6 protein-coding genes are annotated in these 13,079 nt (G+C 70.4%); 5 read left to right on the forward strand and 1 reads right to left on the reverse strand.

The annotated features are described in order from the left end of the window. Positions 1–105: 105 nt before the first annotated feature. A complete protein-coding gene (locus BpN12_RS06620; protein WP_246794483.1) occupies positions 106–1,596 on the reverse strand; it encodes an aminotransferase-like domain-containing protein in 1,491 nt (496 codons plus the stop codon). A gap of 468 nt (positions 1,597–2,064) precedes the next feature. On the opposite strand from BpN12_RS06620, the gene BpN12_RS06625 reads away from it, so the two are divergent. From BpN12_RS06625 to BpN12_RS06645, 5 genes are all read left to right on the forward strand, one after another. After that, the gene (locus tag BpN12_RS06625; protein ID WP_246794484.1) at positions 2,065–2,736 is read left to right on the forward strand and encodes a methyltransferase domain-containing protein; all 672 of its coding nucleotides are present in this window, start codon (positions 2,065–2,067) and stop codon (positions 2,734–2,736) included. Between the two features lie 333 nt (positions 2,737–3,069). After that, positions 3,070–4,065 carry a hypothetical protein gene (locus BpN12_RS06630; protein ID WP_246794485.1) on the forward strand — a complete coding sequence of 332 codons (996 nt, stop codon included), beginning with the start codon at positions 3,070–3,072 and terminating at the stop codon, positions 4,063–4,065. A 106-nt stretch (positions 4,066–4,171) separates the two neighbouring features. Then, positions 4,172–5,119 carry an aldo/keto reductase gene (locus tag BpN12_RS06635; protein WP_246794486.1) on the forward strand — a complete coding sequence of 316 codons (948 nt, stop codon included), beginning with the start codon at positions 4,172–4,174 and terminating at the stop codon, positions 5,117–5,119. A 670-nt stretch (positions 5,120–5,789) separates the two neighbouring features. After that, positions 5,790–8,783, forward strand: coding sequence for a bifunctional glycoside hydrolase/polysaccharide deacetylase family protein (locus BpN12_RS06640; protein WP_246794487.1), 2,994 nt, complete (start codon positions 5,790–5,792; stop codon positions 8,781–8,783). Beyond that, positions 8,758–13,050 (forward strand): tetratricopeptide repeat protein, encoded by a 4,293-nt coding sequence (locus BpN12_RS06645; protein ID WP_246794488.1) that lies wholly within the window; start codon positions 8,758–8,760, stop codon positions 13,048–13,050. Before BpN12_RS06640 ends, BpN12_RS06645 begins: the two co-directional genes overlap by 26 nt. The last annotated feature ends 29 nt before the right edge of the window (positions 13,051–13,079 follow it).

Consider the following 13,079-nt stretch of genomic DNA (forward strand, 5'->3'; position numbering starts at 1 on the left):
GGGTTGGTCAGGGCCTCATGATGCCGGAAGCCCGCGCGCGGCGGCGCCAGGCAATCGAGCAATCGCGCGGCCGGCGCACCGGCGGCCTCCCGCCCGCATCGCGCCTCAGGCCGGCAGTCCGCTCCCGTGCCGCCGCACCGCCGGGTCCGCGAGCAACTCGCCCAGCGTGCGGATCGCCTGCTCGATGTCCTCCGACCACGGGTGCCCGAAGTTGAGCCGCACGCAGTTCGCGAACGCATGCGAGGCCGAGAAGATCGGCCCCGGCGCGATCCCCACGCCGCGGGCGAGCGCGCGCGCATGCAGCGCCATCGCGTCGATCTCGTCGGGCAGCGCGATCCAGACGAAGTAGCCGCCGCGCGGCCGCGTCCAGCGCACGTCGCGCGGCAGCCAGCGCGCGATCGCGCGCGCCAGCGCGTCGAGCTGCGCCGCCAGCGCGCCGCGCAGCCGGCGCAGGTGGCGGTCGTAGCCGCCGTGTTCGAGGTAGTCGGCCAGCCCGGCCTGCACGGGAATGCTGGCGGCGATCGTGGTCATCAGCTTCAGGCGCTGCACGCGCGCGGCGAAACGGCCCGCCGCGGCCCAGCCGATCCGGTAGCCGGGCGCGAGCGTCTTCGAGAACGAACTGCAGTGCATCACGAGCCCGTGGCGGTCGAAGGCGCGCGCGGGCAGCGGCGCCCGTGCATCGAAATGCAGCTCGCCGTAGACGTCGTCCTCGATCAGCGGCACCTGATGCCGCGCGAGCAGGTCCACCAGCGCGCGCTTCTTCTCGTCGGCGAGCAGCGCGCCGGTGGGATTCTGGAAATTCGTCATGAACCAGCAGGCGCGCACGGGGTGCCGCTGCAGCGCATCGCCGAGCGCATCGAGATCGAGGCCGTCCACGGGATCGACGGGAATCTCCACGGCGCGCAGGTCGAGCCGCTCGATCGCCTGCAGCGCGCCGTAGAAGCCGGGTGCCTCCACGGCCACCACGTCGCCGGGGCGCGTCACGGCCATCAGGCACAGGTTCAGCGCCTCGAGCGCGCCGTTGGTCACCACGATCTCGTCGTGCGGCTGCGCGATCCCGAGCCCGAGGTAGCGCAGCGCGATCTGGCGGCGCAGCGCCTCGTTGCCGGGCGGCAGGTCCACCACGGTGCTCCACGGGTCGAGCTCGCGCGCGGCGGTGGCCAGCGATTTCGCCAGGCGCGGCAGCGGGAACAGTTCCGGCGACGGGAACGCGGAGCCGAGCGGAGCGATGTCGGGGCGCCGGGCGGCGTCGAGTACCGAGAACACGAGTTCGCTGATGTCCACCCTGGTCGAGGCGGCATGCGGCGGCGCCGGGGCATCGTCGGCCCGCGCGGCGGCCACCACGCGCGCGCCGGGCGCGACGTAGTAGCCCGAGCGCTCCTGCGCGCGGATCAAGCCCCACTCCTCCAGCAGGTAGTAGGCGCGAAACACGGTGGACTGGCTCACGCCGTGCTGCGCGATGATCTGGCGCAGCGACGGCAGCTTCGCGCCGACCGCGACGTTGCCGGAACGGATCTCGTCGGCCAGTGCCCGCGCGAGCGCCTCGTAGCGCGTGACGGGAGCGGCCGGCGAGGGCGGCCCGGCGCGGCGCGTCATCGGGCGGCGGCGCGCGAGCGCGCGCGTGGGCGAGCCGCCCGCGCGCGGCAGGTCGCGAACGCGGCGGGCGCGGCGGGCGCGGCGGGCGCGAGGGGCACGAGGGGCACGAGAAGCGCGGCGGGCAGGGCGCAAGCCGCGGATGCCAGCGCGGAGCGGGCGGCGGGGAACTCGGGAGAGCGGGGCATCGGAGGGCGATCGGGGCGGCGGGACGTCGGTCGGCGCATTGTAGGGGATCGATCGGGGATCGAACAGGCTGGCGCGCTGCCGTTCGCGGCCGCGCCGGACGGCAGGCGCGGCGCTTGCCGCATGGACGAGGCGGGCGCTATGCTCGGCGCGGGTTTGCAGGTTTGCAGGCCATCGACGGCCGGCCGCCGGCCGCCGCTTCGCTCAGGTCGGCCGCGGCGGCCCCGCCCGTCATGAGCCCGAGCCCGCGCGGCAACATTGCCGCGCCCTTCAAGGAGACATCCCATGCCGTTTTCCGCCGGCTCTTTCGACGAGGTGACGACCGCGCTGCTCGCCGCCGTCGCGCCCGCGCGCGTGCTCGACATCGGCTGCGGCGCCGGCAAGTACGGCCACATGGTGCGCGCGGCGCTGCCGGCGGCGCGGCTCGAAGGCGTGGAGATCGAGCCGTCCTACGTCGGCAAGTACGGGCTCGACGCGCTCTACGCGCCGCTGCACCTGATGAGCGCGGCCGACCTCCCGGCCACCATGACCGACGAGATGTTCGACCTGACCATCATCGGCGACTGCATCGAGCATCTGCCGAAGTCGGCCGGCCTCGACCTGCTCAACTTCCTCACCTACCGCTCGGCCTACACGGTGATCGTGCTGCCGGAGGCGGCGATCCAGAACTCGGTGGACAACGTGCTGTCGGAGGCGCACGTCTCGGTGTGGTCCGAGCGCGATTTCGGCTGGCACGACAACTGGGCCTGGGCGCAGGTCTGGCAGATGCAGTACTTCATCCTGCGCGGCTACGCGCCGGCGCGCATCAGCCTTGCCGACCTGGTCGCGACGCTGCACGCGCAGCAGTTCGTCCTCGAGTACGACTGGGTGCGGGCGCCGCTCGCGCTCACGCACGTCAACCACACCAAGCTCGTGCCCACCGCCGACGGCGGCAGCGTGTACTGGCGCCAGCAATGACGCGGCGGGCCAGGGCCGCGCACGCGCCCACCCGCTCGCGCTCCATGCCGGGGCGATGCGAAAGCATTTCGTAGAAATTTGATTGTTTTGAGACTATCGCGCGCGTAGATTTCGCGTGATTGGTTGAATGAAACGCAGGTCGCGGGTCCATGCATACGGTGCGCGCTTGATTTTTCTCAAGACAATCGCGAGTCAAGGGGAAAGGAATCCACTGAAAACTCACGCTGCGGCAGGTGCGTCGCGGCACTCTGTCGAGGCGGCTCAATGCGGTTATCGTTCCATTCGTTTTTTCAGATTATTTCTTCCCCGGATCGACGCGGGGGAATATCGGCAATGACCATGAACATGGTGGCCTGGATCGTGATTTTGATGGCCGCTTTTTTTTGCGAGCCGGCGGCTTCGCAAGCGGCGCTTCCGGTGGTCAGCAGTTACGGTAACTGCAGGTGGGCTGATAATGGAAATGGCACGATCACGGCATCTCTGACCATTAATTATAATGAAGCAAAAAAAGGCTTGGGCTTCAGTCCGAGCTTCATAACGAGAGGCGTGATGGCATGGGGCTACGGTAGCGATGGGCACGCTAAAATAGTTCCTTGGGCGTTGAGTGCGAATGTCGAATTGGACGGAGTCGGCTACGATCAAAGATGGGATAATACGCAGGCCGTCGGCGGGCTTCTGGGTTCCTTTCTTGGCGGATCAAACCACTCCTGGATTAACGCCGCGGCCTTTTCTGCAAATGTGACCATCACTTTCAAAAGCGGAGGGTGGCAGGGATTAACTGTCGAGGCCGGCAACGTGGGGGCCGATCTCTTTGAGAGCGTATACACGTTCTATTTAGAGCAAACCGGAGCCGCCTACCTGTACCCGGGTTCCGACGGAGGCGGGTGCGAAGTCGTCGATCCGGTTAACCCGCCGAAGCCGCCTCTCACGATACTGATGTCCGCCCCGGACTGGGATCTTGGCGAATTGCCGACAGGCCACGGGGAAAAGCGTTTCACGGCTGCGGCGGACCAACTCTGTTTCTGGTATTCGGGATCGACCGGTAACGGTGCCGCCGTGGTGGTCGATGCCGAAAGCCAGAACGGCGTGATCAACTACCAGTACCGGCTGAAGGCGCTGGCCGACCCCACTCAGGTCATACCGTACACCGTGACGCTGAACGCCGGCAGCTACGATATCAATCTGCCGAACCGGGTGAGACTCCCCATCGTTCTGAACGCCTCCGGCAGAACGTGTTTCACATCGGTTTTCCACACTGAGGTGTCGCCGGGCCAGAAGAGCGGCGACTACAGCGATGTACTCACCTTCACCGTAGTCAGTTTCACGTAAGCGGGCGCCTCGCTGCCGTGATCGGCGTTCTGCGGTAGATTCTCCGGACTCGCCGCGCGCGCTCGCGCCGCGGCTTCACCGCATCGTCTTCGTGGAGGATTCGCAGATGGCAGATCGTTCGTTGGGCAATTCGGATATCCGGGTCTCGCCGCTCGTGTTCGGCGGCAACGTGTTCGGCTGGACGGCCGACGAGGCCACCTCGTTCTCGCTGCTCGACGCGCTGGAGGACACCGGCATCAACTTCATCGACACGGCCGACGTCTATTCGGCCTGGGTGCCAGGCAATCAGGGCGGCGAGTCGGAGACGATCCTCGGCAAGTGGCTCAAGCGCTCGGGCAAGCGCGAGCGCGTGGTGATCGCCACCAAGGTCGGCATGCTCGAGGCGCGCCCGGGCCTGTCGCGCGAGAACATCCTGAAGGCGGTGGACGATTCGCTGCGCCGCCTGCAGACCGATTACATCGACCTGTATTTCTCGCATCGCGACTTCGCCGATTCGGCGCCGCTGGAGGAAACGCTGGCCGCGTACCAGACGCTGATCGAGGCGGGCAAGGTGCGCATCATCGGCGCGTCGAACTACAGCGGCGCGCGGCTGCGCGAGGCGGACGCGATCAGCCGGCGCGACGGGCTGCCCGCCTATCGGGTGATCCAGCCGGAATACAACCTGTACGACCGCGCCGACTACGAGCAGGACCTCGAGCCCGTGGCGCGCGACCTGAAGCTCGGCGTGATCACCTATTTCGCGCTCGCGAGCGGCTTCCTGAGCGGCAAGTATCGTTCGAGCGACGACCTCGCCAGGAGCAAGCGCGGCTCGCGCGTGGAGAAATACCTGAATGCGCGCGGCTGGCGCATCGTCGACGCGCTCGACAAGGTGGCCGACAAGCACGGCTCCACGCCGGCCTCGGTCGCGCTGGCCTGGCAGATCGCGCGGCCGAGCGTGACGGCACCGATCGCGAGCGCCACCTCGCTCGACCAGTTGAAGACGCTCGGCGCCGCGCTGCAACTGAAGCTCGACGCCGACGACGTGCGCACGCTCGACACCGCCAGCGCGCCCTGATCGAGCCCGCCGCGTGCCTGCCGCGCTCGCGGTGGGTACGCGGCGGAGGCGGCGCAGCCCCGTTGGCGGGCGCGTCAATCGCCCCGGGGCAGCCCCCCCCGCCCGGCCCGGATGCACCCGTCCGGTCCAGATGCAGCCGGTAGCCGCCCTGATCCTGCCGCCCACCGCCGTGCCCCCATCCGTCCCGCAGGATGCCTTCCCGCCGTCCCGACATCGATGCGCGCGCAACGATCGAGGTGGGCACAAGACCTGCTCGCTGCGTCCGCTGCCCCGCCTTGTCTTCAACGCTCTGCGAGACCGGTCAAATCTGCCGCCTCGCCGCGTGAGCGGCCGATATTTTTTACCGTCCGAATCGCCAGCCTTTTGATCATTCATTGAAACGATTCGATGCGAATCATTGAAACGACAACGCAAATTCCACTGCGTCGGCACACTGCCGACCATGACGCGCCAAACCGCGAGCATCGAGTGAAACACCGCGCCGGGCGTGCCTTTACACGTTTCGCCCAGGTTGGCAATCGCGGCACGCGATTGTGTCCCGACTGTAACGTTTGCCGGTCGATGGATATCCGTGCCTGGATTCTTTGGCTAGAATCGCCGTATCCAAAAAAGACGGTCGGATCGTGCGATCCACGACTTCGTCGTTTTCCCATCGTCGCCATGAAAATCGATGACAACACGCCGACGCCTTGCCGATTTCCGCGAATCGTTACGAGCAGCTTCGGCACCTGATGCCGCCTCACGGGCATCGGCCGCGATCCGGCGCCGCGCCGGCGCGGCGGCGAAGGCGATCGGCACGCTGATGGCGGCGGCTGCCATGGCGCTGGCGAGCGCGCCGGCCGCGCTGGCCGACGGCGACATCGCACCGGCCACGCCGGCGGCCCCGGCGCAGCAGGCCACCCAACCCACACCGCAAGCGACACCGCAGGCGCCGGCCGGCCATGCCGCCCAGCCTTCGTTCGCGCTCTACTACGGCGCGCATCCTCCCGTCGAACTGCTGTCCGCCTACGATGCAGCCGTGGTCGAGCCCGACAGCGGCTTCGATCCGCTCGCGCATCCGCTGCCGCACACCACCTGGTTCGCCTACGCGAGCGTCGGCGAGGTGCTGCCGTCGCGCAGCTATTATCCGCAGATCCCGAAGGCCTGGTTCGCCGGCAGCAACGCGGCGTGGGCCTCGCGCGTGATCGACCAGAGCCAGCCCGAGTGGCCGGCGTTCTTCGTCGATCACGTGATCCGGCCGCTGTGGGAGAAGGGCTATCGCGGCTTCTTTCTCGACACGCTCGATTCCTACCAGCTCGCCGCCACCACCGACGAGGCACGCGCGCGCCAGCAGGCCGGCCTCGTGGCCGTGATCCGCGCGATCCGCGCGCGCTACCCGCAGGCGAAGCTGATCCTGAACCGCGGCTTCGAGATCCTGCCGCAGGTCCACGATCAGGTCTACGCGGTCGCGTTCGAGTCGCTCTACCACGGCTGGAACCAGGCGCAGCAGCGCTACGTGGCGGTGCCGCAGGCCGATCGCGACTGGCTGCTGGGGCAGGCGCGCACGATCCGCTCGCAGTACGCGCTGCCGGTGATCTCGATCGACTATTGCGCGCCGGGCGACGCCGCCTGCTCGCACGATGCGATCGAACGGATTCGCGCCGACGGGCTGGTGCCGTTCGTGACCGACGGCGCGCTCGCGACGATGGGCGTGGGCGCCGTCGAGCCGATGCGGCGCCGCATCCTGGTGCTGCAGGATCCGCCGCCGCGCACCGACCTGAACGTCTCGCCGGGCGTGCGCTATCTGGCGATGCCGCTCAACTATCTCGGCTATCAGGTCGACTACGTGGACGCGCGCGGCGACCTGCCGGCCGGCCCGCTCGCGGACCGCTACGCGGGCATCGTGCTGTGGCTCAACAACGACGTGCCGCGCGGCGCCGCCTATCGCGCGTGGCTCGAGGCGCAGGTGGACGCGCACATCCCGATCGCGGTGTTCACCTCGTTCGGCACGCCGCTCGACGTGCAGCTCGCGCGCAAGCTCGACCTGACGATGGTGGACGGCGCGCCCGCCAATGGCCGGCTCGACGTGGAATCCTACGATCGCGCGATGATGGGCTTCGAGATGAAGCCGGTGCCGGATCCGCGCGACTACACGGCGGTGCGCGCCGGTGCCCACAGCCGCTCGCTGCTGCGGCTGCGCTCGGGCGCCTTCGAGATCGACGGCGCCGCGCTCACGCCGTGGGGCGGCTACGTGATGCGGCCGTTCGGCGTCTATGCGCTCGGCGCCGTCAACCAGGCGCGCTGGGTCACCCAGCCGCTCGAATTCCTGCGCGCGGCGCTGCGCCTGCCGGACGGGATGCCGGTGCCCGACACCACCACCGAGAACGGCCGCCGCCTGCTGATGTCGCACATCGACGGCGACGGCTTTGCCTCGCGCGCCGAATATTCGACGCCGTCGATGAAAAACGACGACGGCTCGCCGGCCTATTCGGGCGATACGCTGTACCGGCTGCTGCGCGACTCGGGCATGCCCACCACGGTGTCGCTGATCGAAGGCGAGGTCAGCGACCAGGGGCCGTTCCGCGCGTTCGCCGCGCACCTGCGCACGCTCGGCCGCAAGATCTTCGAGCTGCCGAACGTCGAGGTGGCCACCCACACCTACACGCACCCGCTGCAATGGATGCGCGTGACGGGGCTGGGCGTGTCCGACGACGACGCGCCGGCCGAGGGCGCCGGCGGCAACAACACGAGCGGCCTGTCGATCAACATTCCCGGCTACGTATTCAGCATCGACCGCGAGGTGGGCGGCTCGATCTCGTACCTCGACCGCAACGTCGCGCCGGCCGCGAAGCCGGTGAGGATGGTGCTGTGGAGCGGCGACTGCCAGGTGCCGGCGCCGGTGCTGAAGGCCGCCTATCAGGCCGGCGTGCTGAACATGAACGGCGGCGACACGGTGATCACCAGGAGCTACCCGAGCTGGACCGCGATCGCGCCGCTCGGCGTGATGAAGGACGGCTACTACCAGGTGTTCGCGCCGAACCAGAACGAGGAGCTCTACACCGACCTCTGGCACGGCCCGTTCTACGGCTTCACGCGCGTGCTCGAAACTTTCGCGATGACCGACGCGCCGATCCGCTTCAAGCCGATGGACATCTACTACCACATGTTCTCGGGCACCAAGCTCGCGTCGATGAAGGCGCTCGAGACGATCTTCAAGACCGTGCTGGCGCAGCCGGTCACGCCGGTGTTCTCGTCGGACTACGCGCGCAAGGTGCTCGACTCGCTCGACATGAGCGTGGCGCGCGACGGCGGCGCCTGGGTGGTGCGCGACGCCGGCCGGCTGCGCACGGTGCGGCTGCCGCCGGGCAAGGTGCCGGACCTGCGCACCGCCACCGGCGTGGCCGGCTACGCGCCCGGCCCGGGCGGCACCTATGTCCATCTGGCCGGCAGCGAGGCGCGCTTCGTCGTGATCGACGCCGCGCGCGCGCCGCGCGTACCTTACCTGGCCGACGCGAACGGCGAGCTCGACGGCTTCGAGCGCAGCGCGCGCGGCTTCTCGTTCGACCTGCACTCGCTGGTCGCGCCGCAATTCCGCCTCGCGAACGCCGGTGCGTGCCGCGTGACCCGCCATCCCGTGGCTTCCAACCCTTCGAGGCTGCATGTCGACGTCGCCTGCGACCTCTGAGCGCCAGCGGTTCTTTCCGCTGCCGGCCGTTCTCGTCCTCGGCTCGCTGATCGGCGCGCTGCTGGTGCTCGCGTATCCGCGCGGCAAGCTCGAGGCGCGCATGCTGGCCGGCACCGACAGCCTGACGATCGCCTATCTGGAAGCGTGGCTGCGCATCGAGCCCGACGACGCCGACGTGCAGACCGAGCTGACCCGCGCCTATCTGACGGGCGGCCGCAGCGCCGACGTCACGCGCATGCTGGCGCGGCTCGACGCGTCGCGCGATCCGGCGGCGCGGCAGAACGCGCTGGCGATCCGCATCTCGCTCGCGCAGCGCGCGCTGTACGGCCTGAAGCCGGGCGATCCGGCGCGCGCCGCGCGCATCCGCGAGCTCGACGCGCTGCTGCAGAGCGCGGTCGACCGGCCGTGGGACGTCGAGGCGCTGACGGCACTGGCGCGCCAGGCGCGCGGGCTCGGCGACAACGCGCTGGCGGGCCGCTACTACGCGCTGCTGGCCCGGCGCGACACGGCGCATGCCGATGCATGGCTGGCCGAACTGGCGGCCACGCGGCTCGGCGGCCAGAACTATCACGAGGCCGCCGACGCGTGGTTCGCGGTGCAGGCGCGTGCCACCACGCGCGCGGCGCGCCGCGACGCGTTCGCGTCCGGCGTGAAGGCGCTGCAGTCGGGCAACGACCTGGCGGGCGCGATGGCGGCCGCGCAGGCTCATATCGGCGACCTCGCCGACGATCCCGACACGCTGCGCTTCCTGTCGAACGTCGCGCTCGCGGCGGGGCGGCCCGATCTGGCCGCGCAATACGTGAAGCGGCTGCTGCAGGTGCTCGGCGACGCGGGGCGCATCGACGGCGCGCCCCGCGTCGGGCTCGCGGCCTGGCATGACGCGGATTCGGCGAGGCAAGCGGGTGGGGGCGCCGAGGTGCGGGCCGCCGGCGCCGCTGCAATCGATTCTCGCGCCAGGACGACGATGGCGCCGACGCCGCCGGCAGCGCGCCTCGGCGCCGACGAGGCCGCCGCCGAACAGATCGCGCCTGACGACAGGCTCGTCGTGCATCGCAACGCACAGGGCGTCTGGCTGCGTGCCGCCTGGCTGCCGGCACCGCCGCATCGCGCGCCGGCCCGGCCCGGCGCCGTGCTGCGCGACGCGGGCCTGCGCGCCGCCGACGCGGCGCGGCTCGTGCGGATCGCCGCGAGCGGCGACGCGTCGGCCGCGTCGATATCGCCTGCCGCGGCGATCTCGTCCGCGCCGCGCGCCGGCACGCCGGCCGCCGCGCGCGACGCGGCGCGGCTGATCCGCGTACCGGTGCCGTCGAGTACCACGGTCGCCACGGGCGCGATCTCGGGCAGCGACGCCGCGGCCGCCACACCGGGCTCGCCGGCCATGCCCGCCGCCGCACCGGCGCCGGCCCAGGCATCGGCCGCCGACGCGCCGAAGCAGAAGGCCGGCGCGGCCGATTTCGAGCTGGCCTACCGCGTGTTCCTCGCCGCCGGCGACGTGGCGAGCGCCGAGCACGTCGCGCAGCAGGCGCTCGCACGCGATCCGGGCTCGGACACGTGGCACGAGCGGCTCGCGCAGGTGGCCGAGTGGAACCATCATCCCGACCTCGCGCTCGCCAACTACCTCGCGCTCGCGCAGTCGCGCGGCGACGCGCGCGCGTGGCAGCAGGTGGCGCGGCTCGCGCCGGGCCTGAACGACCAGCGCGCGCTGCTGGCGCTGACGCTGCACCAGGCCGACGCGAACCCCGGCGACATCAAGCGCGTGGACGCGGCCGTCACGGCCTACGAATCGAACGCCGACCCGGACGGCGCGCTGCGCTTCCTGCAGGCGCGCTTTCACGGCCCGATCGGCCGGCAGGTGCGCGAACGCTACGCGACCGAGGCCGAGCGCAAGGGCGACGACGATCTGGCGCTCGCCACCTGGCGCGACCTCGAACGCGACTACGGCCCGAACGCCGGCTACGCGCTGAAGATCGCGACGATGCTCTACACGCGCACGCAGTTCGACGCGGCGCTGGCGGCGATGAACGAGGCCAGGCGCGGCGCGACGCCGGCCGACGAGGATTTCTGGCGCTTCTACGCGCTGCTCGGCTCGACCACCCAGCAGCAGCACGACACCGGCGCCGGCTATCGCGAGCTGCTGGCGAGCGGCAAGGCTTCGCGCGACGATCTCGAATCGATGATCGGCTTCTACGACGCCTCGCCGCTCGACGCGGCGCGGCTGGCCGAATACGGCTACCGCCAGTCCGGCAACGTGCGCATGCTCACGCAGGCGATCTACTACTACGAGCGCGCCCATGCGCGCGGCCGGATCGCGCCGCTGCTGGCCTCGCTCACGCCCGCGCAGACCGCGGCGGCCGAGCAGTCGGCGCCGTTCCTGCTGGCGCGCGCACAGTTCGAGCGCGACGCGGGCCGCCAGGAAGACGTGGCGCGCGACGTGCAGCGCGCGCTCGTGCTCGCACCGGACAGCACCGAGGCGCAGGTCACCTGGCTCTGGTATCTGAACGATCGCGGCACCGAGGCCCAGCTGCGCGACACGATGCGCCGCGACGCGGCCCGCGCCGAAACCGACGCGCCGCTCTGGCCGCCGATGATCGCCGCCGCGCTGCGGCTCGGCGACGGCCGCCAGGCGCTGCACTATCTGCGCAAGCAGGCCGACGCGAACCGCCGGGACCCGCTCTGGCGCCTGACCTTCGCCGACGCGCTCGAACTCGACGGCCGCGCCGACGACGCGTGGCAGCTGCGCAAGTCGGTCTGGGTCGAACTCGCGCGGCGGCGCCGCGATCCGAACGCGGCGCCGCTGCCCGAGGCCGAGCGCGAGGATCTGGCCGGCCGCTACGTGTCGCTGACGACGCAGTTCGGCACCGGCGACCAGTCGCGCGCGGTGCTGATCCAGCTGCTGCGCGCCGACGCGGCCGGCGACGACGCGCAGCAGGGCGCCGCCTATCAGTCGCAACTCGGCGACTTCGCGATGCTGCCGCCCGTCAGGCAGGAGGCGATCCGGCGCGAGCAGCGCGTGGTCTCGGCGATCGCGCGCGAGGCGGCGGTGTCGTGGGCGCAGGCGCAGCAGGAGCCCGACCTCGAACACGCGTGGCTGACCAGGCTGTTCATCGACCGCAACAGCCGCCCGGTATACGCCGAGGCGCAGTTGGCGATCGACGAGGGCGACCTAGACACGCTGAACCGGCTGCTCGACACGCTGCCGGACCTGATCCCGCGCCAGAACCGCGTCGACGCGCAGGTGCTGACCGGCCGCCTGACCGACGCGCAGTCGAGCGCCTATCAGGCGCTGATCGCCACGCCGCACGACGACGTGATGCAGCAGCAGCTGCGCGACGCGGCGATGAAGAACGCGCAGTCGGTGGACGTGTCCACGCGCTACAGCAACCAGGGCTCGCTGCACTACAACGAGCAGAGCGCCTCGGTGGGCACGCGCATCACACCGTCGCAGAGCGTGCGGCTCGGCTACCGCCAGCGCGAGCAGTCGGGCGACGCGGCCACGCTGCCGCACCTCCCGACGCAGGACCGCGTGCTGGAGGCGATGTACCGGCACCAGGGCCAGTACGACGAGGAAACCGTCACGGTGGGCCGCCGCGAGGCGCTGCGCGACATCACCACGGCGCGCGTGGAGGGCAAGGCGCGCGTGAATTCGAAGCTGACGCTGACCTACGCGGCCGGCTACAACCAGACCGCCACCGAGACCACCCAGCTGACCGTGGGCGGCGTGAAGGATCTGGCCTCGGTGGGCCTGAGCTACCAGTTCGATCCGCACTGGTTCGGCAGCGGGCGCTACGAGTACTCGCGCTTCCTCGGCCAGGACCGCACCTATCTCGGCGACGGCCACCTGATCGAGGTCAGCGCCGGCTACAAGATCAAGGCCGACTACCCCGACTACACGATCCGCGCCGTGTTCACGCACGGCCAGTACAGCAACGGCAACGGCACGCCGGGCGCGCGGCTCGCGGCGCTGCTGCCGCCCGGCACGCCGGTCGCGGCCGCCTCGTTCATGCCGCAGACGTTCACGCAGGGCGCGCTGCTGTTCTCGTTCGGCGACGACCTGCCCGACACCTACACCAAGGGCTGGCGGCCGATGTTCTCGGCCGGCCCGGTGCGCGACTCGCGTTCGGGCTGGACCGGCCAGGTCGAGATGGGGCTGGCGGGCAGCGTGTTCGGCGGCGACCAGGCACTGCTCTACGGGCTGTACCAGGGGGCGTCGTCGAACAGCTCGACGTCCGTGAAGGAAATCGGCGCACGGTACCGCTGGCTGTACTGACGCGCCATGACACGCCATGCCATGCACAC

Source organism: Burkholderia perseverans (assembly GCF_022870505.1).
Taxonomy (GTDB): Bacteria; Pseudomonadota; Gammaproteobacteria; order Burkholderiales; family Burkholderiaceae; genus Burkholderia; species Burkholderia plantarii.

Excerpts from the sequence above, each read along its gene's own strand:
- BpN12_RS06635 (WP_246794486.1), top strand. The coding sequence starts at position 4,172 with ATGGCAGATCGTTCGTTGGGCAATTCGGATATCCGGGTCTCGCCGCTC.
- BpN12_RS06620 (WP_246794483.1), bottom strand. The coding sequence starts at position 1,596 with ATGACGCGCCGCGCCGGGCCGCCCTCGCCGGCCGCTCCCGTCACGCGC.
- BpN12_RS06640 (WP_246794487.1), top strand. The coding sequence starts at position 5,790 with ATGACAACACGCCGACGCCTTGCCGATTTCCGCGAATCGTTACGAGCA.
- BpN12_RS06625 (WP_246794484.1), top strand. The coding sequence starts at position 2,065 with ATGCCGTTTTCCGCCGGCTCTTTCGACGAGGTGACGACCGCGCTGCTC.
- BpN12_RS06630 (WP_246794485.1), top strand. The coding sequence starts at position 3,070 with ATGACCATGAACATGGTGGCCTGGATCGTGATTTTGATGGCCGCTTTT.
- BpN12_RS06645 (WP_246794488.1), top strand. The coding sequence starts at position 8,758 with ATGTCGACGTCGCCTGCGACCTCTGAGCGCCAGCGGTTCTTTCCGCTG.